Raw genomic sequence first — 20,068 nt, 5'->3', positions numbered from 1 at the left:
ACGCCTCGACCCGAGGAACACTGGACAAGAACAAGGGGGACACCAACAGGCACAGTGCTGTTCCGAAGACAACAACGGCCGGAACTCGTGGGACTGGCTAGAGATATCGAATCCGCACGACGGTGTATTCAACTTCCCCACGTGGACGGACGACTTCGACGGAGTCTCCGACCCGCTTGCGCAGAAGCGCCCGAGCAAGGGGCGATTCGATGCTGATCCTTCCCCCCGAGGCATCGATCTCATCCGAGCCGACGATCTGGTAGGTCGCGAGGCTCCCCTCCTCATCCTCAAGGGTGACGGTCGCTCCAAAATAAATGCGCTCGGGATCGCTCTGCTCCGTGGGCGAGACGATGGTTGCGGTATCCAGGCGTTTCTGAAGAAAACGCAGACGCCGATCGATCTCTCTCAAGCGCTTCTTGCCGTAGATGTACTCGGCGTTCTCCGAACGATCTCCCTGTGCTGCGGCGGCAGATACCTCGGCCGTCACCTTGGGCCGCTCCTCATTGAGGAGACGCAGCAGTTCCTTGTGCATGCGCTCGGCCCCAACGCGAGTGAGATAGCGGCGAGGACTTGATGGCTGCGAGTCCTCCGCTTCGCTGTCCTCACTATCAGAACTCTCGTCGGCGGAGCGGGTGTCGCGGCGCATGTTCCCCGTATAGCTCCTTCCAGAAAAGACCGAAGCCGGAGACACCTGATTCAGGTGTCTCCGGCTTTGGCCTTCATGTCCCCGACGGGATTCGAACCCGTGTTACCGGCTTGAAAGGCCAGCGTCCTGGGCCTCTAGACGACGGGGACCTCTGTGAGTCGCGGGGGGATCGAACCCCCGACCCTCGGCTTAAAAGGCCGGTGCTCTACCAGCTGAGCTAGCGACTCGCACTATTATTTTTGAGAGAGATGTCTGAAATCCACATCTCCTCAGCTCGGCGAAAGCGCTCTCTACCAGTACTTACCATGGACTTCTACTGTCCATCATACCATCGAGGACTGACGAGCCCTATACGGGATCAACAGAAAAAGAGAAAGCCCCGAGCGACCACCGTGGGGTGGAGGCTCGGGGCCTTCAAGAGAAAAAAATCCGGCAGCGACCTACTCTCCCGCGCGGTTTCCCGCGGAGTACCATCGGCTCTGGAGGGCTTAACTTCCGTGTTCGGGATGGGAACGGGTGGGACCCCTCCGACATTGCCACCGGAAAACTGGTGTCCGTCTCAAGTCCATACGAAGGGTAGGGAAATCAACTCCGGCTGCGAAGCTCGCAAGTGCCGTCTTCCGGGCCCGGCGCCTTGTCTCCCTCTGAGAGGGGACGCGCACGGGGCCTCGAACCTGGCCTCGACTCCTCGGATACCTCCCAACCTGGCGAGAGCTCCTAAGAGATTGAGGTAAAGTAAGCCTCTCGACCTATTAGTACCGGTTAGCTCAACGTGTTACCACGCTTACACACCCGGCCTATCAACGTCGTCGTCTTCGACGGGTCTTCTGGGGCTTGCGCCCGGGATACCTATTCTCGAGGTCGGTTTCCCGCTTAGATGCTTTCAGCGGTTATCCAATCGACACATGGCTACCCAGCGATGCCTCTGGCGAGACAACTGGTACACCAGCGGTGTCTCCAACCCGGTCCTCTCGTACTAAGGTCAGAGCCTCTCAAGTATCCTACGCCCACAGCAGATAGGGACCAAACTGTCTCACGACGTTTTGAACCCAGCTCGCGTACCGCTTTAATTGGCGAACAGCCAAACCCTTGGGACCTGCTCCAGCCCCAGGATGCGATGAGCCGACATCGAGGTGCCAAACCTCCCCGTCGATGTGAACTCTTGGGGGAGATAAGCCTGTTATCCCCGGAGTACCTTTTATCCGTTGAGCGATGGCCCTTCCATTCAGGACCACCGGATCACTATGACCTGCTTTCGCACCTGCTCGACGTGTCCGTCTCGCAGTCAAGCTCCCTTATGCCATTGCACTCGCCGCCCGGTTTCCAATCGGGCTGAGGGAACCATCGCGCGCCTCCGTTACGTTTTGGGAGGCGACCGCCCCAGTCAAACTACCCACCAGACAGTGTTCCAACTCCCGGTAAGGGAGCATGGTTAGACACCAGAATCCGACAGGGTGGTATTTCACCGTTGCCTCCACCGAACCTAGCGGCCCGGCTTCAAAGGCTCCCACCTATCCTACACAGTCGAACCCTAGTGTCACTGTCAAGTTGTAGTAAAGGTTCACGGGGTCTTTCCGTCTTGCTGCGGGTAAACTGCATCGGCACAGCTATTTCAATTTCGCTGAGTCCCTCTCCGAGACAGCGCGGAAGTCGTTACTCCATTCGTGCAGGTCGGAACTTACCCGACAAGGAATTTCGCTACCTTAGGACCGTTATAGTTACGGCCGCCGTTTACTGGGGCTTCGGATCATCGCTTCACCTTGCGGCTGACGAATCCCCTTAACCTTCCAGCACCGGGCAGGAGTCAGACCCTATACGTCGGCTTCTTGCCTTCGCAGAGTCCTGTGTTTTTGGTAAACAGTCGCTACCGCCATTTCTCTGCAACCCCTCTGGGCTTCGGCTGTACGCCTACACCTACCAGGGGCCCACCTTCTTCCGAAGTTACGGTGGAAATTTGCCTAGTTCCTTGGAGGAGAGTTCTCTCAAGCGCCTTAGGATTTTCTCCTCACCCACCTGTGTCGGTTTGCGGTACGGACACCCTGTAGACTCCCCGCGGAACTTTTCTTGGAAGCCGAGCATCAGCGACTTGCCCCGTGAGGGGGGCCATGGGGTCTCGGGGATAGCTGCCGCGCCTTTATTCGTACGCGACACCCCTACGCCTTTGGACTGACACAACCACCGGTCAGCTCGCCTAGCTTTCTCCGTCCTTCCTCGGTTCAACGTCTACAAGATGGCGCAGGAATATTAACCTGCTTGCCATCACCTACGCCTTTCGGCCTCGGCTTAGGTCCCGGCTAACCCTGGGAAGATTAACTTGACCCAGGAAACCTTGGGTTTACGGCGAGGGGGTTTCCCACCCCCTTTATCGCTACTCATTTCGGCATCAGCACTCGCAACCGCTCCACCAGCCCTTGCGGTCTAGCTTCTCAGCTGTTGCAACGCTCCCCTACCACTGCATGCGCCTGACGCATGCAATCCGAAGCTTCGGCGCTAGTCTTGAGCCCCGTTACATTTTCGGCGCGGCCTGTCTCGACCAGTGAGCTATTACGCTTTCTTTAAAGGATGGCTGCTTCTAAGCCAACCTCCTGGTTGTCAATGACCTGCCACATCCTTTCTAGTGTTCACTTAGACTAGACTTGGGGGCCTTAGCTGTCGGTCTGGGTTATTCCCCTCTTGCCAATGGACGTTATCACCCACTGACTGCTTCCCGAGATAACAAGTACTGGCATTCGGAGTTTGGTACGGTTTGGTAATCTGGTGAGACCCCTAGCCGTTCCAGTGCTCTACCTCCAGTATTGAATTCCTCGAGACGATACCTAAATATCTTTCGGGGAGAACCAGCTATCACGGAGTTTGATTGGCCTTTCACCCCTACACACAGCTCATCCCAGAAATTTTCAACTTTCATGAGTTCGGTCCTCCATGAGGTGTTACCCTCACTTCAACCTGGCCATGTGTAGATCACCCCGCTTCGGGTTATAATGCACGCAACTCATTCGCCCGTTTCGGACTCGCTTTCGCTCCGGCTCCACCTATCGGCTTAGCCTCGCTACGTACATTAAGTCGCCGAATCATGATGCAAAAGGTACGCCCTCGCACTGGGTTGCCCCGTAGTGCTCGGACTGCTTGTAGACATGCGGTTTCAGGTTCTTTTGACTCCCCTCACTGGGGTTCTTTTCACCTTTCCCTCGCGGTACTAGTTCACTATCGGTCGCCAAGGAGTATTTAGCCTTACCGGATGGTCCCGGCGGATTCAGGCAGGATTGCACGTGTCCCGCCCTACTTGGGTACCCCACTCGGCCTCCGTCCGTTTTCGCGTACGCGACTATCACGCTCTCTGGTCCACCTTTCCAGGTGGTTCCGCTAACAGACAAAGGTCCTACCGTGGACCCGCAACCCCGATGCCATTTTCATGACACCGGTTTAGGCTCCTCCCATTTCGCTCGCCGCTACTCTGGGAATCACTCGTTGTTTTCTTCTCCTCAGGGTACTGAGATGTTTCACTTCCCCTGGTTCGCTCCTTCGGCCCTATTTATTCAGGCCGAGGTAACGAGGCTTTCACCTCGCTGGGTTTCCCCATTCGGACATCTCCGGCTCAACGTTCGGTTGGCAACTCCCCGGAGCTTTTCGCAGCCACCCACGTCCTTCTTCGCCTCTTGGCACCTAGGCATCCACCGCACGCCCTTAGTAGCTTACTTACCTGAATCTCTCAGAAGCCCGCCTCCCGGCGGTTTCCTTGGTTTCGAGACCAGGCTCCAGGCCCCGACTCTTCGTCGCGGACCCGAAAAACTTCACTTGCTTGAGTGCGTGAGCTTCGTGCCGCCGGGCCGCTCTCGCAGCCTGACTGCCTCCCGCTTCACGCAAGAACTTCTCAGCAGAAATTGATTTCTACCCTTCGTATGCACTTGTCAAAGAACGCTTCCGACGTGTTTCCATGTCGGACAACCTGTGGAGCTGGACGGGATCGAACCGACGACATCTAGCTTGCAAAGCTAGCGCTCTCCCAACTGAGCTACAGCCCCAGTAATGTGTCGTAGGCACCCACTTTGCCGGCCGTCTTCGCGTCACCCCTCCTCCCCTCTTGGGAGACTGGTGGGCCTAGGTGGACTTGAACCACCGACCTCGCGCTTATCAGGCGCGCGCTCTAGCCAGCTGAGCTATAGGCCCAGTGGATTTCCCTCACAGCGTCCAATTCTTTCAAAGAACCGAGCCCCTTCGGCTCAGCCTCTCAAAACCAGACAGCAAGCCCTCGACAGTATTGCAGAAACGTTGACCTGGTCGACCTCGGCCACCGAAGTGGCTGGTACACCCTGTGGCGCCGAAGCGCTCACCGTGTACCCGGTCTCCTTAGAAAGGAGGTGATCCAGCCGCAGGTTCCCCTACGGCTACCTTGTTACGACTTCACCCCAGTTACCGACCACTCCTTGGGCACCTCTTGGTGAGATGACTTCTGGAGCAATCGACTCCCATGGTGTGACGGGCGGTGTGTACAAGGCCCGGGAACGTATTCACCGCAGCGTGCTGATCTGCGATTACTAGCGATTCCGCCTTCATGGAGTCGAGTTGCAGACTCCAATCTGAACTGAGACCGGTTTTATGCGATTAGCTCCCTCTCGCGAGTTGGCAACGCTTTGTACCGGCCATTGTAGCACGTGTGTAGCCCTGGTCATAAAGGCCATGAGGACTTGACGTCATCCCCACCTTCCTCCGGTTTAACACCGGCAGTCCCTCTAGAGATCCACTTGCGTGGCAACTAAAGGCGAGGGTTGCGCTCGTTGCGGGACTTAACCCAACATCTCACGACACGAGCTGACGACAGCCATGCAGCACCTGTCTCTCGGTTCCCTTGCGGGCACCCCCTCATCTCTGAGAGGTTCCGAGGATGTCAAGACCAGGTAAGGTTCTGCGCGTTGCGTCGAATTAAACCACATGCTCCACCGCTTGTGCGGGCCCCCGTCAATTCCTTTGAGTTTTAGTCTTGCGACCGTACTTCCCAGGCGGAGAACTTAATGCGTTAGCTACGGCACCGCGGGGGTCAACACCCACGACACCTAGTTCTCATCGTTTACGGCGTGGACTACCAGGGTATCTAATCCTGTTTGCTACCCACGCTTTCGCGTCTCAGCGTCAGTCACCGTCCAGGTGGCCGCCTTCGCCACCGGTGTTCCTCCCCATATCTACGAATTTCACCTCTACTTGGGGAATTCCGCCACCCTCTCCGGCACTCAAGCTCTGCAGTTTCGAACGCACTTCCTCGGTTGAGCCGAGGGCTTTCACATCCGACTTGCAAAGCCGCCTACACGCGCTTTACGCCCAATAATTCCGAACAACGCTTGCACCCTCTGTATTACCGCGGCTGCTGGCACAGAGTTAGCCGGTGCTTCTTCTCCCGGTACCGTCAAGCCCCTGAGTATTAGCCAGGGGGTTTTCGTCCCGGTCGAAAGTGCTTTACAATCCAAAGACCTTCATCACACACGCGGCGTTGCTGCGTCAGGCTTTCGCCCATTGCGCAAAATTCCCCACTGCTGCCTCCCGTAGGAGTCTGGACCGTGTCTCAGTTCCAGTGTGGCTGATCGTCCTCTCAGACCAGCTACCCGTCGTCGCCTTGGTGGGCCATTACCCCGCCAACTAGCTGATGGGCCGCGGGCTCATCTGGGTGTGATAGCTTGTATACAGAGGCCACCTTTTCCCTCAAGAGCCGAAGCTCCCGGGGGCTCATCCGGTATTAGCCAATCTTTCGACTGGTTATCCCAGACACCCAGGCAGATTACCCACGTGTTACGCACCCGTGCGCCGCTCTACTAGGATTGCTCCATTCGCGCTCGACTTGCATGTGTTAGGCACGCCGCCAGCGTTCGTTCTGAGCCAGGATCAAACTCTCCAATTGAATTTTTGAAGGATTGAACCGGCTTGGCCAGGTCCCGGCTAAGGGGTTGCCTGACTTCGCTGTTCATCGGAGTCCTGCCAATCGACTCTCGCCGACTCGCCTTCGGACTCCGTTACTGCCAAGAATTGACTGCGGTTTCCGCAATCTGTCTTCTTTGGGCTTGCTATCTGGTTTTCAAAGACCGAACCGCTTGTCGCGGGCCTGCTGCTGTGCTACCGTCGGCTTCGCCTTTCGGCGCCGTCCCGCCTTGCTGCGCGGGCTGCCTTCTCTACTTCCGAACCGGCTCGACTGTCAAGTCACCGTTGTGACTTCGTCTTCCCCGCTTCGCTTCGTCTCGAAGTCCGCTTTCGCTTTCTTCTTCCGAAGGGGCGCGGAACCTACTGCCTTTCCGCCGCCGCTGTCAACTCGCTTCGTCGACTCGTTTTTCCTGCTGCCCGTCCAGCGTCGCTTGCGCGGCCTTTTCGGTTCAGCGGGAGGCGGCTTCTATCACCGCCGCCATTCGAGTCAACTTCGTTTCGTTGACGTCTTATTTCCTCTGTCCCTGCTGCGTCCGGAGGTGCCCACCGCCAGTGCGGTTTCGCCTTCCCGTCCGTGGGGGCGCGCCTTCTAGCCCCGCGCCCTCCTCCGTGTCAACTCCCTTCGTTGACTCCGGTGCTCAACAGGCCGCTCACCTTTCGGTGTTTAGCCCCGCCTCATCCGCGAAATGTCGATTACGCGACACTCCGTGTGGAGGAGGCGCCCCTTATCCACCAAGCGCTCAAGCGGCGCAAGCTCTTTTCCCCGCGCCTGCCAGTGCTGTCACCGACCCCCACCGTTTCGGTTCCAAACTCTCTTCCGAGCAGAAGAGCTTGGACCTTCAAACTCCAGTCTTCTCCAGGCCGAGCCGAGAGAGATCCACCCGCCCCTGTCTGCAGCGTTCCGCGACCACCACAGACCGCAAATCCCGGTAGGCCCGATCGAAATCGTCATTCACGATGATGTAGTCGTACGAAGCCACGCCTCGCTCGATCTCCGAGCGAGCCGCCAGCATCCGTCGGCGAATGGTGTCCTCCGCGTCGGTCCCTCGCTCGCGCAGGCGACGCTCAAGCTCCTCTAAAGAAGGCGGAACCACGAAGACGCGCACCGCGTCGGGGTTCTTGCGCTTGATCGCGAGCCCGCCCTGCACGTCGATGTCGAAGATCGCGACCCCGCGCTTGGCTCGGGCTTCATCCACCACGGCCTGGGAGCTGCCATAGAAATGGCCGTAGACCTCGGCCCATTCCACGAACTCCCCCCGCTCGATCCGCTCCTGGAAAGAAGCGACGTCCACGAAGTGGTAATCCACGCCATCCTTCTCTCGACCTCGGGGCTGCCGCGTCGTCACGCTGATGGAGAAGATGGCGTCCGGCAGTTCGGTCAGTAGTTGCCGCGCCAAGGTCGTCTTCCCCGTTCCCGAAGGAGCGGAGAGGACAAGCAGGAGACCGGGTTGGAGAGGAGTGGGCTCGTTCATTCGACGTTCTGGACCTGTTCGCGGATTCGCTCGACTTCGGCCTTCATCGACACCACACGCGCGGAGATCTCCGCGTGCTGGCTCTTCGAGCCCGTGGTGTTCACCTCCCGATGCATCTCCTGCACCAGGAAGTCCATGCGGCGGCCCGCGGGCTCACCGCCCGTCATGAGTTGACGGAACTGCTCCAAATGGCTCGCCAACCGCGTCATTTCCTCGGCAATGTCGGTCCGCTCGGCGAACACCGCCACTTCCTGGGCCAGGCGCTGCTCGTCCACCGAGATGCCTTGGGCCAATTCCGCGACCCGCTCGGCCAGACGCTGGCGGTACTCGTCCACCGACCGGGGCGCCAGTTGCGCGACTTCCCGGCTCCATTTCTCGATGAGACCCAGTCGTGCGTCCAGGTCCGCCCGAATCGCCTCGCCCTCGACCTGACGCATCTGCTCCAAGGCCCCTAGCGCCTGTTCCAATGCGGCGGGAACGGCTCGCGACGCGGACTCCACATCCATCCCGCGCTCCTCGAGCCGCATCACCCCCGGCTGGCTGGCCACCTGGGCCCACGACACCTCGGCCATCACGCCCAGGGCCTCACCCACCTCGCGCATAGCCCGGGCGTACTCGCGCGCCAGCCCCACATCCACGACAGGGACCGTCCCGGCCGCCGTTGCCGTCTGCCGCTTGATGAAGACCTCCACCGAGCCTCGGGCGAGCCGTTCCTTCACCTGCTTGAGCAACGCCGCTTCCAGCCCCGCCAACTCCCGCGGCAGCCGCGCCTTCACCTCACAGAACTTATGGTTGAGCGAGCGCACTTCGACGGAGAACTCCTCGTCCCCGACTCGCGCACGTCCCGATCCAAATCCGGTCATGCTCTTCAACATTGGCGGCTAGCTAGGCCCTTCCGGCCAGCAGGTCAAGCCACCCGTGCGGTGCCTTTCTGCTATGGTCCGCCCCCCGATGGTCTGGCACAAGCGGCTCGAATACTGGGCGAAACTGGCACTCGCTCTCGTGGCATCCGCCCTTCTCTGGCGCCCCGGACGGCGACGGACGGCGGAAACACCCCTCCCCTTCCCCCGGCGCATCCTCCTGGTCCGGATCGACAACCGGGTGGGAGAAGCCCTCCTCACCACTCCCCTGCTGTCCGCCCTCAAGGCCTCCTCACGCCCTCCCGAGGTGCATGTCCTCGCCCACGCCAAGGTCGCCCGCGTACTCGCCGGACACCCCGAGGCCGATCGGATCATCCCCTTCAACCGGCGCCTGCTGTGGCTCGGGGCTCTCGCCCCCGGCATCCGTGCCTTGCGGCGCGAGCGCTATGACGTCGTCGTCGACTGCGCCAACTGGTCCACTCCCTCCGTGACCTCCGCCATCGTCTCGCGACTCGTGGGGCCCAAGGCACTCGTCGTCGGTCCACGAATGTGGCCCGTCCAGAAACTGCACTCGCTGTCCGTGCCTGCTCGCGCTGACACAACCCAGGAGTCGCTCCAGCGCCTCCATCTGCTCTCCCCCTTCGTGGATGACTCCCGCCCCGCGCGGATGTCCTTCCGCCGCCCCCTCATCAGCGAGAAGTTCCATACCTGGCTCGAGGCCGGTGCGGGCTCACCCCGCGCCGTGGTCAACCCCGGCGGACGGCTCGGTTGGCGTCGCATCCCGCCCCAGGCCTTCGCCGCCGCCGCCCGGGCCCTCATCGCCTCGGGACGTACGCCCATCGTCACCTGGGGTCCCGGAGAAGAGGAGCTCGCCAAAACCGTGGTCGCCGCCGCTCCAGGCGCACAGCTCGCTCCCCCCACCAATATCGACGAGCTGGCCGCCCTCATGCGCGATGCCGGACTCACCCTCTGTAACAACACCGGCCCCATGCACCTGTCCGTGGCCGTCGGCGCTCCCACGCTCGGACTCTTCCTCCGCATGGACATGGCCCGCTGGGGTCATCCCTACCCACCCCACCGCATGGTCGACCTCACTCCCGTGGTCGACTCGGGAGGAGATATCGAGGCGCGCGTCTTCGAGGAGGTCCGTTCCTTCGCCGACAGCCTCCAGGTCCGCGCCTCAACGTCCTGACGGCCGACGCGCCTCCTCGGACAACAGTTGCGGCACTCCGTCCCGAACGGGATACGCGAGGCCGCAGCCCCTACAGCGCAGTTCCTCTCCGGCGGGGCGCTCCTCCAGGGAGCCCGGTTCGGTGAGCGGCCCGTTGCACTCAGGACACGCGAGCGTTTTCAACACCCACTCGGGAAGACGCATCCGCGGAGCCTATCCGGGCTCGCCTCGTTCCGCCCGCAGCCGCCGCGCGAGCTCCGTCGTGCTGTGGTTCTTCGGATCTCCCGCGACCGCCACCCGCCCTCCGTACGCCCGTACCTCGTCCGCCTCGGGGATGCTCTCCGGCGTGTAGTCCGTCCCCTTCACGTGCACGTCCGGCTTGAGCGCCCGGATGATCCCGCGCACGTTCGGCTCGTCGAACACCACCACCTGATCCGTACACGCCAGCGCCGCCACCATCTCCGCCCGTTCTCCCTCGGGGATGTGCGGGCGCCCTGGACCCTTGTACGCCCTCGTCGAGGCGTCCGAATTCACCGCCACCACCAGATGGTCCGCCAGTTCCCGAGCCCCCTCCAGGTAGCGCACGTGCCCCACGTGCAGCAGATCGAAAATGCCGTTGGCCAGCGCCACCGTCTTGCCCTCCGCCCTCCAACGCTCGCGCTGCGCCACCACGTCCTCCAGCCGCCGCACCTTGTCCAACGTGCTCACCGCAGGCTCCTCAGCTCGCCCAGCAATTCGTCTCGCGCCACCGTCGCCGTCCCCATCTTCTGCACCGCCAGCGCCCCCGCCACGTTCGCCAACCGCGCCGCGTCGCCATACCCGCCTCCAGCCGCCAACCCCAACGCGAACGCCGCGATCACCGTGTCTCCCGCCCCCGTGACGTCCACCGCCTCCTTCGCACCATGCACCGGCACCCGCTCCACGCCCCCCTTCTCGTCGAAGAGCACCATGCCGTGCCGGCCTCGCGTCACCAGCAGCGCCCGACACCGCAGCCGACGCACCACTTCATGCCCCGCCTCCATCACCTCCGCGTCCGTTCGCAGCGCCCGGCCCACCAACGACTGCAGCTCCGGCTCGTTCGGCTTGCACACCGTCATCCCCGTGAAGGACGCCAAGCTGTAGCGGCTGTCCACGCACACCGGCAACCCGTCCGCCGCCAGGCCGCGCAAGGCCTCGCGCATCTCATCCCCCACCACCCCCGCGCCGTAGTCCGACACCACCACCGCGTCCACGTCCCGCGCCGCCTCCTCCACCTTCTTCACCAGGGCACGCCGAAGTTTCGGCGGCAGCGGGCCTCGCTGACCCCGGTCCAGTCGCAGCATCTGCTGCCGGGTCGTGCTCATCCCTCCCGCCAGGATGCGCGTCTTCGTCTCCGTCTCCACACCCCGGGCGCTCACCGCGTTCAACCGCACGCCCGCCTCGTCGAACAGCCCGCGCAGCGCCCGGCCCATTTCATCCGCGCCCAACACCCCCACCACCGTCACCTGCCCCGAGAGCGCTCGCACGTTCGCCGCCACGTTCGCCCCTCCTCCCAGCTTCACCTCGGAGGACTCGTGGCGGACGATCAGCACCGGTGCCTCCCGGCTCACCCGGTCCGTCTGGCCGTAGATGTAATGGTCCGCGACCAGGTCCCCCACCAGCAGCACCCTGCGGCGCGCGAATGCCAGGGGAAGCTGGGCCAGGGACGGAATCACTCGGGAGGGCAACGCGGCAGCCATGGCGGCGCGTTGTCCCACGGCGGCCCCTCGCCGACAAGCTGACCTTGTCCTACCCAAGTCCCAATGCCCGGCGCAGGTGCTCCTCACCCTCGAGCACCTCCACCCCCAGTCGCACCGTCCAGGCCTCGAAGCCCTCGGGCAGCCGCACCAGGTCCTTCTCCGTCGTCACCACCCGCGCCCCCAAGCTCGCCGCCCGGGTGCGGACCTCGTGAAGTTCCCTCGCATGGAATGGATGATGGTCCGCGAACAACGCCGTGCCCCGGATGTCCGCGCCCAACTCGCCCAGCGTCCGCAGGAAACCTCCGGGCCGCGCGAGTCCCGCCAACGCCAGCACCGGTTGCCCCACCAGTGCGTCCGGCGGATGCAGCGCGCCCCCTGGATCCATCCAGGCCGTGGGCCGATAACGCGTCCGCACCCGCGGCGCCCTCGCGGGAATCCGCTTCCCCTCCCCCGTCCCCGCCGCCGTGCGCACCCAGAGGAGCGTGGCCCGGTTCAATCCCGACAAGGGCTCGCGCAACGGGCCCCTCGGCAACATCCGGCCATTGCCGAACCCCACCGCCTCGTCCACCACCACCACGTCCTCGTCCCTCGCCAGGCGCCGATGCTGGAAGCCATCGTCCAACAGCACCACCTCCAGCCCGAACTCGTCCCGCGCCCGGCGCGCCAACGCCCGACGGTCCGCCCCCACCAACACCCGCACGCCCGGACACCGGCGCGCCAGTAACAAGGGCTCGTCGCCCGCCTCCTCCACCGACGGCAGGCGCTCGCCTCCCACGAAGGTCACCGGCTCCTTCGTCCCCCGGCCATACCCGCGCGTCAGGATGCCTACCCGCCGACCCTCTCGAACCAGCAGTTCCGCCAGGTACAGCACCGCGGGCGTCTTCCCCGTCCCACCCACGTTCAGATTGCCCACCGAGATGACCCGCAGGCCCTCCACCCGCTCGCCGCGCAACATCCCCCTGTCGTAGAGCGCGCCTCTCAGCCGGACGCCCGCGCAGTAGGCCCAGGACGCCACCTCGAGCGGTGCGAGCATCGCCCTGCGGCCCCAGGACTCCGGCGCGCCTGGATAGAAGACCCGCTCGATCGCCGTGGGCCCACTCACCGCGACCCCCTCGCCTGCTCATACAGCACGAGGACCTCCGCGGCGATCCGCGCGTTGTCCGAAGGCGGCACCAGGACCCGCGCCCCGGAGTCCGACGCCGCCACCACCGCCTCGGGCGACAACTCCGTCACCCAGGCGTCCGCCAGCGCCGGCAAGTTGCCTTCCTCCACCGCCACGACCCGCACGCCACACGCACGCGCCTGCGCCGCCGCCCTCGCGCTCCAGTCATTGCCCAGGCCCAACACCCACACCTCGTCCAACGCCCTCAACCAGCGCGCGAACGCCTCCTCGCGTTGGTACCCCGCGAACGTCACGCCCTGCTCCAACCCCAGGGCACGCACCTGCGCACGCACCGGCTCCACCAATTCGCCATCGCCCACCAGCACCAGCCTCGCTCCGGGCTTCTCCCGCCGGAGCCTCGCGAAGGCCTCCACTCCGAGCCCGTGACGCCGGGACGCCTGGAACGTGGACACCATGCCAATCAACGGCGAGCCCGTGAGCCCCAGCTCCCGCCGCAACGCCTCGCGATCCTCCGCGGGCCGGAACCGCGCATCCACCAGAGGGGGCAACACCCGCACCCGCTGCCCCACCAGCCGGGCGATGACCGACGAGGAAGGCACCGTGTACGCATCCGCGGCCGGTAGCGAAGCGCGCAGCGACCGGGGCGCATGCACCGAGCGGATCAACACCGCGCCCCGAGGCCTTCCCCAGCGCGCCACCAGATGATCATGGGTGAAGTGCGCGTGAACCACGTCAACACCCCGCGCCTTCAACCGCCACACGTCCCTCACCACCCGCCACGGCGGAGACTTCACCGACAACTCCAGCCCGCCCTCGTCCAGGAGCCCCAACGCCTCGAGCCGCGGCACCACGGGCTCCTCCGACGACACCTTCGTGCGCCGCCGATCCACCGCGACCCACACCTCGTGCCCCGCCTCGCGCTGAGCCAGCGCCAGAAGCGCCACGTTCTCCGCCGGACCACTCCAGAAGGGACTGGCGAGCAGGTGCAGGATCCTCACGGGCCAAGCACCCGCGCCATGTGATCCACGTTGCGTTGGCTCGCTCCGGACACCTGGCGCACCGTCGCCCTCGCCAGCTCGCCCAACGACGCCACCGTCTCCGGCTTCGACAACAACTCCGACACCACCCGGTACAGATGTTCCGCGTCGTTCACCTGAATGCCGCCCCGGCCCACCAGCACCTGCACGCTGTCCTGGAAGTTCTCCATGTGCGGACCGAACAGCACCGGCTTTCCCTGCCCGGCGGGCTCCAGGATGTTCTGTCCTCCGCGCGTCGTGAACGAGCCGCCCACGAACACCAACGACGCCAGCCCGTACGCCCTCGACAGCTCTCCCATGGAATCCAACACCACCACCTGCCCCTTCTCCTCGTTCCCCTTCGAGCGCAGTCCCACGCTCAGGCCCGCCTCCTTCGCCAGCGCGGCGATACGGCCCGCGCGATCGATGTACCTCGGAGCGATCACCAGCCGCAGATCCGGGTGCGCTTCCAACAGCCGCCGGTAGACCGCGAGCAGGTGCTCCTCCTCACCCTCGTGCGTGCTGCCGGCGATCCACACCCGCTCGCCTTCCTTCAGCCCCAGCGCCGAGCGCAGCGCCTCGTCCTCCCGCCCCGAGCCAACCGCCGCCAGCGCGTCGAACTTCGTGTTCCCCGTCACGAACACCCGCTCGCGTGGCGCGCCCAGTCCCAGCACCCGCTCCGCCTCTTCGTCGCCCCGCATCAGGAACAGCGACAGGTCCTTCAGGGGATTGCCGATGAGCGAGAACAAACGCCGATACTGTCCCTGGTTCGCGGGAGAGAACCGGCCATTCGTCAGCGCCACGCGCCCCCCGGCCCGCTTCGCCGCGCGGATGAGGTTGGGCCAGATCTCCGTGTACTCGAGCACCAACAGGTCCGGCTGGATGGCTCGCACCGCCCGCCGCGTCGCGCCCCACAGGTCGTAAGGCGAGTACACCACCGCGTCCACCTGCTTCGCCAAGCGCTCGCGGCCCATCATGTAGCCCGAGTTCGTCATCGTGGAGAGCACGATGCGGCAGCCGGGAAAGCGTGCCCGCAGCGGGGCGAACATCGGAGAGAGCGCCAGCAGGTCTCCCGCGCTCGCCCCGTGCAGCCAGAAGGTCGGACCGGGGCCTCGGGGCGGCAGCTCCCCGGACGCGTAGAAGCCGAGTCGCTGCTTCAGCCCGTGCCGCGTCTTGCGGTGCAGCGACAGCACGGGGAAGAGCACGGCGAAGAGCAGGTAGCTGGCGAGGACGTAGAGCAAGCGCATGGGGACCCGGGCCGCGTCCCTCTAGCAGATCTCAGCGCGCCCCGCTCCGGGGCAACACCTGGATGGGGCTCGGGACGATCCACGGCCGCCACCGCGCGCCGAAGAAGCCTCCCGGCGCGAGCACCCACGCCTCCACCTGCACCGCCCCCTCCGCCATCAGTTCCACCGAGACCCCATCCGGCCGCAACCGCCCCGCGCCCCAGACCTCGATCCGCACGCCCTTCCCGCTCCCAGGCGGCAAGCGCACCGTGAGCACGTCACCCACGTGAGCCTCGCGAGCGCCCGGCGTCAGGCCCTCCAGCGCGAAGCCGGCCGGCTCGCCCAACGCCCGGAACGCACACACGGCGTGTCCACTCGCGAGCCCCCGCACCACCCGCTCCGCGGCCTCCTTCGCGTCCCCGGACAGGGCCTCGGAGGACCCATCGGCCGAGGGCGGCAAATACATCGCCATCGACCTGAAGACGTCCTCGTAGCGAGGCAGGCCGTGCGCATCGTGCGCGCACAACGCCAGCCGGGGTTTCTCCCGCTCCAATTCCAGCAGGCGCGCCATCGGCTCCGGACCGGGCTCCACGAGCATCATCACCCCGTGCACCGGATTGCCCAGCAACGCCCCCAACGCGGGCAACAGCCGGCTGAAAGGTCTGTGCGTCGCGTCGCGGAAGAAGGTATCCGCGGAGTACAGCTCGTAGCCGTCGGCCCGCCGCGCGGCCTCTTCATGGCGCCACGGATTGCGCGTCTGGACGGGATGGGCCAGCACACTCACGCCCCCCGCGTCGCGCACCGCCTTCTCCGCCTCGCCTCCGTCCATCCACCGCCGGACGCCCTCCAGGGGACGCTTCAAGCCAAACCCCACGAGGTGCCCATGGGCCGTGGAGAACTCCACTCCCGGCACCATCAACACCCCGTCGATGAAAGCGGGCTCACGCGGCGCGAAGTCGTTGTGATCCGTGAGCACCACGAAATCCAGGCCCGCCGCCTTCGCCGCCGCGGCGACCTCCCCCTCCGAGCCTCGCCCATCCGAACGCGTGGTGTGAACGTGGAAGGCGCCCCGAGGCCCCAAGGCCCCGCCCGGTGGCGGCGAGACAGGAACCACCGGGTAATCCGCGTAGACGGCCGCCAGGGTGAAGAATCCGGCCCATCCGACGACGAGCAGTACCAGTCCCAACAGCGCCCGGAGTCCCTTGCCCACCACGCCCGGCAAGGTCACGCCGCGCCCCGCTCGGCCCCCGACTGCAGCGACCACAGCGCCGAGTACCGCCCGCCGCGCGCCAGCAACTCCTCGTGGCGGCCCTGCTCCACGATCTTCCCCGCCTCCACCACGCAGATGCGATCCGCGTCCACCACCGTCGACAGGCGATGGGCGATCACCACCGCGGTGCGTCCCGGAAGCACCTGCGCGAGCGCCGCCTGCACCTCGCGCTCGCTCTCCGGATCCAAGCTGCTCGTCGCCTCGTCCAACACCAGCACCGGAGCGCGCGACAACACCGCGCGAGCGATGCACAACCGCTGCCGTTGGCCTCCGCTCAGCTTCGCCCCTCGCTCACCCACGCGCGTGTCGTAGCCCTCGGGCAGCGCCCGGATGAAACCGTCCGCGTGGGCCACTCGCGCCGCCGCCTCCACGTCCTCGCGCGAGGCGTCCGGCCTGGCCATGCGCAGGTTCTCCAGGACGCTGCCCGAGAACAGCAGGGGCTCCTGAGTCACCAGCGCGAACTTCGCCCGCACACTCGCCGCCGTGTAGCGATCCGCGTCCACGCCATCGAGCAGGAAGCGGCCCGAGCCCGGACGCTCGAAGCGCAGGAGCAACTGGGTGAGCGTGCTCTTGCCTCCGCCACTCGGACCCACCAGCGCCACCACCTGTCCCACCGGCAGCGACAGCGTCAACCCGTCCAAGGCCCGCCGCTCACCGTAGGAAAAGACCACGTCCTCCAGCCGCAGCTCCCGCTCGAGCGCGGGAGCGGATGCGGCGCCCGGCGCGTCCTCCACGGGGTGCCTCTGGTCCAGCAGCGAGAACAGCCGCTCACCCGCGGCGCCCGCCTGCATCGCGAACTGCGTCACCCGGCCCAGGTCCTTCACGGGCTGGTACACGAGCACCACCGCGGTGAGGAAGGACAGCAGGGACTCGGGCTCCATCGCATGCGTGGCCGCCGCGTAGGCCAACGCGCCCGCGAGCGCCGCCGCCGCCAGCACCTCCATCACCCCGGGAACGCCCCCTCGCGCCCACGCGGCCCGGACCAACGCCTCCTCGTGCTCGCGCGCGTGCGAGGAGAAGCGCTCCAGCTCCGCCGCCTGTCCGTTGAAGGCCTGGATGGTGCGCATGCCTCCGAGGCCTTCCTGCAACTGCCCGGCGATGTGACCGAGCTGCACCTGACCCTCGCGCGTGCCCTTGAGTGCCTTGCGCGTGAGCCGCGAGGCCGGCAGGGCCGCCAGGGGCAGCACGCACAACATGAGGCCGCCCAGGAGTGGACTGAGGGACAACGCCACCCCGGCGAGCACCACGATCTGCAGCGAGTCGCGCAGGTAGGAGCCCACGGTGTACATGGCCGCCGCCTCCACCGCCTGCACGTCCGAGGTGAATCGGCTGAGCAGGTCTCCCGTCCGCTCGCGCCCGAGCTGGGCGGGCGACAACGACGTGAGGCGAATGAAGAGCGCACGGCGCAGGTCCGCCACCGTCTTCTGGGCGAAGAGGCCCATGAAGTAGAACTGGCCCAGATAGCCCACGCCCTTGATCGCCCCGACGATCAACATCACCACGGGGAAGCCCCAGAGAGCGGTCTCGCGCGACACGCTCGACAACCAGGGCACGGGCTGCGCGCCCCCGAAGCCGTTCTCGCCTCCGGACAGGAGAAAGCGCAGCGCGGGCCCCATCAGGTAGGCGTACGCCCCCGTCCCCAGACCCAACAGCGCCATGCACAGGAAGGCCGCCACCAGCACGCCCACGTGCGGCCGGGCATACCCGAGCAACCGTCTCAGCACCTGGAACATCACCGGCCCACTTTGCGCAGCGCGGCCTTGGCGAGCTGGGAATGAGGGTTGAGTTCGAGCACCTTGAGCAGCTTCTTGCGCGCGCTGGACTCGTCACTCATCTCGCTGTCGATGATGGCCGAGATGATGAGCGCCCGCTCCAGGTAGGGGTTGAGCGCGAGCGCCTTGCGCAACACCTTCTGCGCCGCCCGGGCCCGATCCTCCTGGGGCCCCACGCCCGCGAGGAAGGTGACCCACGCCAGGTACGAGTAGTACTCGGGCTCCTGGGGGTTGAGCGTCACCGCCTCCTCGAAGTGGATGATGGCCGAGCGGTATTGCTTGCGCTTGAGCGCCGCCTCTCCGCGCCGCAGCATCAACTCCGCGTCCACGTTCACCGTGGTGGCGCGCCCCACGTCCACGCGGGACACGAGGTATTGCAGGTACGCCTTGCGCTTCTCCTCCACCGCCAGCACCCGGTACGCCGCCGACAGCTTCTCCTGCACCGAGTCGAGCAGATCCTTCATCTCCGAGGTATCGAACTCGGCGTAGCTGTCCGGGTGGAAGCGCGTGGCCAGTTCCTGGTAGGCGCGCTCCACCGCCTCGGCCTCGGCGGTGATGTCCAGGCCCAGGCAGCGGAAGTAGCTGCCCGTGATGATGCGCACCGACTCCTCACGCAGGCTCGCGGCCGTCTCCGCGGGCAGTGCCTTGCGCTTGCGCGGAGCGATGATGTCCGGCACCACCGCCACCTCGCCGGGCCCCTGGGCCACGGGGGTCTGCGAGAAGCCCAAATCCCCCACCAGGCGCAAGAACCACATGAGCGAGTAGCCGCGCCGCAGATCCCCTCGTCCGTGCGCGAGCAGATCCCGCAGCGCGATGCGCCCGTTGATCTGCATGGCGATCTTCAAATCCTCCGTGTTCAGCCCCAGCGCGCCCAGGTCCTTGCCAAAGTCGGACGTGCGCACCGGAAACTCGCCCTGGTGCGTGCGCAGCGGAGCCGCGAGCGTCTTGAGCGGCATGGCCCGGCGTGCCCCATCGAGGATGGGCGCGAGCGCTGGCGTTTCCACCGTGGCCACCTCGCTCTGGAACTCGTCACCGGGGTAGAAGGCATAACGGCCCTCCCGCATGCCGATGACCTGGGCGAGCCGATCCATCGTGTAGTCGCGCAGCAGGTGGAGCAGTTCCTCTCCCGCGGCCTCCACGCCCGCCTCGTTCAGCGCCGCGCCGATGCGCAGCCCCGTGCCGAGCGCCTGCACCACCCGCTCGGCCTGTGCCTCGGTCAGCACCTGGCGCTGCAAGAGGTAGTTGGGCAGCGCGTCCTGGCGCGCGCTCGAGTCGTAGTTCACCGCGCTTCCCTGGGCGAAGAAGACCCGGCGCGTCAGATCCCGATGGGCCACCACCAACACGCCATCGCGGCGCAACCGGTAGAGCGACACCAGCAGGGCGGGCAAGGGAAAGCCCTTGAGGTCTCCGCTGAGCACCGCCGGGCGCACGAGCATCGCCAGCAGGCCCTTGAGTGGCGCCGCGTTCTGCTCGCTGGCCGCCGCGAGCGACTGGATCTTCCCCACGAGCTCACCGGGCTTGAGCGGATCGGCCACATAGGCGTTGACCTTGAGGTCCACCAACGCCGCGACCCCACGTGCCCGTCCCAGGTGCCCCTTGTCGATGGCCACGATGGGCACCCGCGCGCCCAGGCTGTAGTTGCGGATGAGGTGGCCCACGTGCGCGCCATCCAGCCGGGGCATGTCCACGGACATCACCACCACGCCCGGGTTGTCGGCGACGAAGTGCTCCATCGCCGAACCAGGCTCGCCCACCGCACGGACGGTGTAGCCGGCTTGGGACAGCACGCCCGTGAGGTGTTCGCGGGTGGGGGGATGACTCTCGACCAGGAGGAGCGTCTTCACGGAGCCGCGAGTGTACACACTCATCCCTCGTGCATCAGGCCTTCCT

Annotated in this window: 13 protein-coding genes, 4 tRNA genes and 3 rRNA genes; 1 reads left to right on the top strand and 19 read right to left on the bottom strand. The window is 65.3% G+C overall.

Annotated features, from left to right (window positions below; all coding sequences use genetic code 11):
* Positions 1 to 97: 97 nt before the first annotated feature.
* The 10 genes from greB to MEBOL_RS30365 form a co-directional block, all read right to left on the bottom strand.
* On the bottom strand, positions 98 to 646 hold the full coding sequence (gene greB, locus MEBOL_RS30410; RefSeq protein ID WP_095980717.1) for a transcription elongation factor GreB: 549 nt from the start codon (positions 644 to 646) through the stop codon (positions 98 to 100).
* Positions 647 to 722: 76 nt separating this feature from the next.
* A tRNA-Glu gene (locus MEBOL_RS30405) sits at positions 723 to 795 on the bottom strand.
* Between the two features lie 5 nt (positions 796 to 800).
* Positions 801 to 873, bottom strand: a tRNA-Lys gene (locus MEBOL_RS30400).
* A gap of 200 nt (positions 874 to 1,073) precedes the next feature.
* Positions 1,074 to 1,190 (bottom strand): 5S ribosomal RNA (gene rrf, locus MEBOL_RS30395).
* Positions 1,191 to 1,377: 187 nt separating this feature from the next.
* Positions 1,378 to 4,344, bottom strand: a 23S ribosomal RNA gene (locus MEBOL_RS30390).
* Between the two features lie 251 nt (positions 4,345 to 4,595).
* Positions 4,596 to 4,668: transfer RNA gene (locus MEBOL_RS30385), tRNA-Ala, on the bottom strand.
* 68 nt (positions 4,669 to 4,736) lie between these two features.
* Positions 4,737 to 4,813, bottom strand: a tRNA-Ile gene (locus MEBOL_RS30380).
* Between the two features lie 184 nt (positions 4,814 to 4,997).
* A 16S ribosomal RNA gene (locus tag MEBOL_RS30375) occupies positions 4,998 to 6,533 on the bottom strand.
* The 16S, 23S and 5S rRNA genes sit together here with 4 tRNA genes alongside, the layout of an rRNA operon.
* An 856-nt stretch (positions 6,534 to 7,389) precedes the next feature.
* Positions 7,390 to 8,022, bottom strand: coding sequence for a guanylate kinase (gene gmk, locus MEBOL_RS30370; protein ID WP_095980716.1), 633 nt, complete (start codon positions 8,020 to 8,022; stop codon positions 7,390 to 7,392).
* On the bottom strand, positions 8,019 to 8,897 hold the full coding sequence (locus tag MEBOL_RS30365; protein ID WP_095980715.1) for a YicC/YloC family endoribonuclease: 879 nt from the start codon (positions 8,895 to 8,897) through the stop codon (positions 8,019 to 8,021). The genes gmk and MEBOL_RS30365 overlap by 4 nt, the downstream gene beginning before the upstream one ends.
* Before the next feature lie 76 nt (positions 8,898 to 8,973).
* Between MEBOL_RS30365 and MEBOL_RS30360 the strand changes: the two genes are divergently transcribed.
* Positions 8,974 to 10,074, top strand: coding sequence for a glycosyltransferase family 9 protein (locus tag MEBOL_RS30360; protein ID WP_095980714.1), 1,101 nt, complete (start codon positions 8,974 to 8,976; stop codon positions 10,072 to 10,074).
* Here MEBOL_RS30360 and MEBOL_RS30355 read toward each other — a convergent pair.
* The 9 genes from MEBOL_RS30355 to MEBOL_RS30315 all read right to left on the bottom strand — a co-directional run bounded on the left by MEBOL_RS30355 (position 10,063) and on the right by MEBOL_RS30315 (position 20,046).
* Positions 10,063 to 10,257: a Trm112 family protein gene (locus MEBOL_RS30355; RefSeq protein ID WP_095980713.1), complete on the bottom strand. Its 195-nt coding sequence runs from the start codon at positions 10,255 to 10,257 to the stop codon at positions 10,063 to 10,065. The genes MEBOL_RS30360 and MEBOL_RS30355 overlap by 12 nt on opposite strands.
* 9 nt (positions 10,258 to 10,266) lie before the next feature.
* Positions 10,267 to 10,761 carry an adenylyltransferase/cytidyltransferase family protein gene (locus tag MEBOL_RS30350; RefSeq protein ID WP_095980712.1) on the bottom strand — a complete coding sequence of 165 codons (495 nt, stop codon included), beginning with the start codon at positions 10,759 to 10,761 and terminating at the stop codon, positions 10,267 to 10,269.
* Positions 10,758 to 11,771, bottom strand: coding sequence for a bifunctional heptose 7-phosphate kinase/heptose 1-phosphate adenyltransferase (locus MEBOL_RS30345; protein WP_095980711.1), 1,014 nt, complete (start codon positions 11,769 to 11,771; stop codon positions 10,758 to 10,760). The genes MEBOL_RS30350 and MEBOL_RS30345 overlap by 4 nt, the downstream gene beginning before the upstream one ends.
* Positions 11,772 to 11,820: 49 nt before the next feature.
* Complete coding sequence (gene lpxK, locus MEBOL_RS30340; RefSeq protein WP_095983097.1) at positions 11,821 to 12,804, bottom strand: tetraacyldisaccharide 4'-kinase; 984 nt, start codon at positions 12,802 to 12,804, stop codon at positions 11,821 to 11,823.
* Between the two features lie 65 nt (positions 12,805 to 12,869).
* Positions 12,870 to 13,892 carry a glycosyltransferase gene (locus tag MEBOL_RS30335; protein ID WP_095980710.1) on the bottom strand — a complete coding sequence of 341 codons (1,023 nt, stop codon included), beginning with the start codon at positions 13,890 to 13,892 and terminating at the stop codon, positions 12,870 to 12,872.
* Entirely contained in the window at positions 13,889 to 15,157 is a 1,269-nt protein-coding gene (locus tag MEBOL_RS30330; RefSeq protein WP_095980709.1) for a 3-deoxy-D-manno-octulosonic acid transferase, read from the bottom strand. Before MEBOL_RS30330 ends, MEBOL_RS30335 begins: the two co-directional genes overlap by 4 nt.
* A 31-nt stretch (positions 15,158 to 15,188) precedes the next feature.
* Positions 15,189 to 16,364, bottom strand: coding sequence for a PHP domain-containing protein (locus MEBOL_RS30325; RefSeq protein WP_245918965.1), 1,176 nt, complete (start codon positions 16,362 to 16,364; stop codon positions 15,189 to 15,191).
* A complete protein-coding gene (locus MEBOL_RS30320) occupies positions 16,361 to 18,139 on the bottom strand; it encodes an ABC transporter ATP-binding protein (RefSeq protein ID WP_095980708.1) in 1,779 nt (592 codons plus the stop codon). Before MEBOL_RS30320 ends, MEBOL_RS30325 begins: the two co-directional genes overlap by 4 nt.
* On the bottom strand, positions 18,139 to 20,046 hold the full coding sequence (locus MEBOL_RS30315; RefSeq protein WP_179956321.1) for a DUF4388 domain-containing protein: 1,908 nt from the start codon (positions 20,044 to 20,046) through the stop codon (positions 18,139 to 18,141). The genes MEBOL_RS30320 and MEBOL_RS30315 overlap by 1 nt, the downstream gene beginning before the upstream one ends.
* Positions 20,047 to 20,068: the final 22 nt, after the last annotated feature.

Origin of the sequence: Melittangium boletus DSM 14713 (assembly GCF_002305855.1) — a bacterium.
Classification (GTDB): domain Bacteria; phylum Myxococcota; class Myxococcia; order Myxococcales; family Myxococcaceae; genus Cystobacter; species Cystobacter boletus.
The sequence above is the reverse complement of the archived record's forward strand: the minus strand, read 5'-3'. Positions and strand labels throughout refer to the sequence as shown.

Bases quoted from the DNA above. Each gene is read 5' to 3' on its own strand.
- greB (WP_095980717.1), bottom strand. From the start codon at position 646: ATGCGCCGCGACACCCGCTCCGCCGACGAGAGTTCTGATAGTGAGGAC.
- gmk (WP_095980716.1), bottom strand. From the start codon at position 8,022: ATGAACGAGCCCACTCCTCTCCAACCCGGTCTCCTGCTTGTCCTCTCC.
- MEBOL_RS30365 (WP_095980715.1), bottom strand. From the start codon at position 8,897: ATGTTGAAGAGCATGACCGGATTTGGATCGGGACGTGCGCGAGTCGGG.
- MEBOL_RS30360 (WP_095980714.1), top strand. From the start codon at position 8,974: ATGGTCTGGCACAAGCGGCTCGAATACTGGGCGAAACTGGCACTCGCT.
- MEBOL_RS30355 (WP_095980713.1), bottom strand. From the start codon at position 10,257: ATGCGTCTTCCCGAGTGGGTGTTGAAAACGCTCGCGTGTCCTGAGTGC.
- MEBOL_RS30345 (WP_095980711.1), bottom strand. From the start codon at position 11,771: ATGGCTGCCGCGTTGCCCTCCCGAGTGATTCCGTCCCTGGCCCAGCTT.
- lpxK (WP_095983097.1), bottom strand. From the start codon at position 12,804: ATGCTCGCACCGCTCGAGGTGGCGTCCTGGGCCTACTGCGCGGGCGTC.
- MEBOL_RS30330 (WP_095980709.1), bottom strand. From the start codon at position 15,157: ATGCGCTTGCTCTACGTCCTCGCCAGCTACCTGCTCTTCGCCGTGCTC.
- MEBOL_RS30320 (WP_095980708.1), bottom strand. From the start codon at position 18,139: ATGTTCCAGGTGCTGAGACGGTTGCTCGGGTATGCCCGGCCGCACGTG.
- MEBOL_RS30315 (WP_179956321.1), bottom strand. From the start codon at position 20,046: ATGAGTGTGTACACTCGCGGCTCCGTGAAGACGCTCCTCCTGGTCGAG.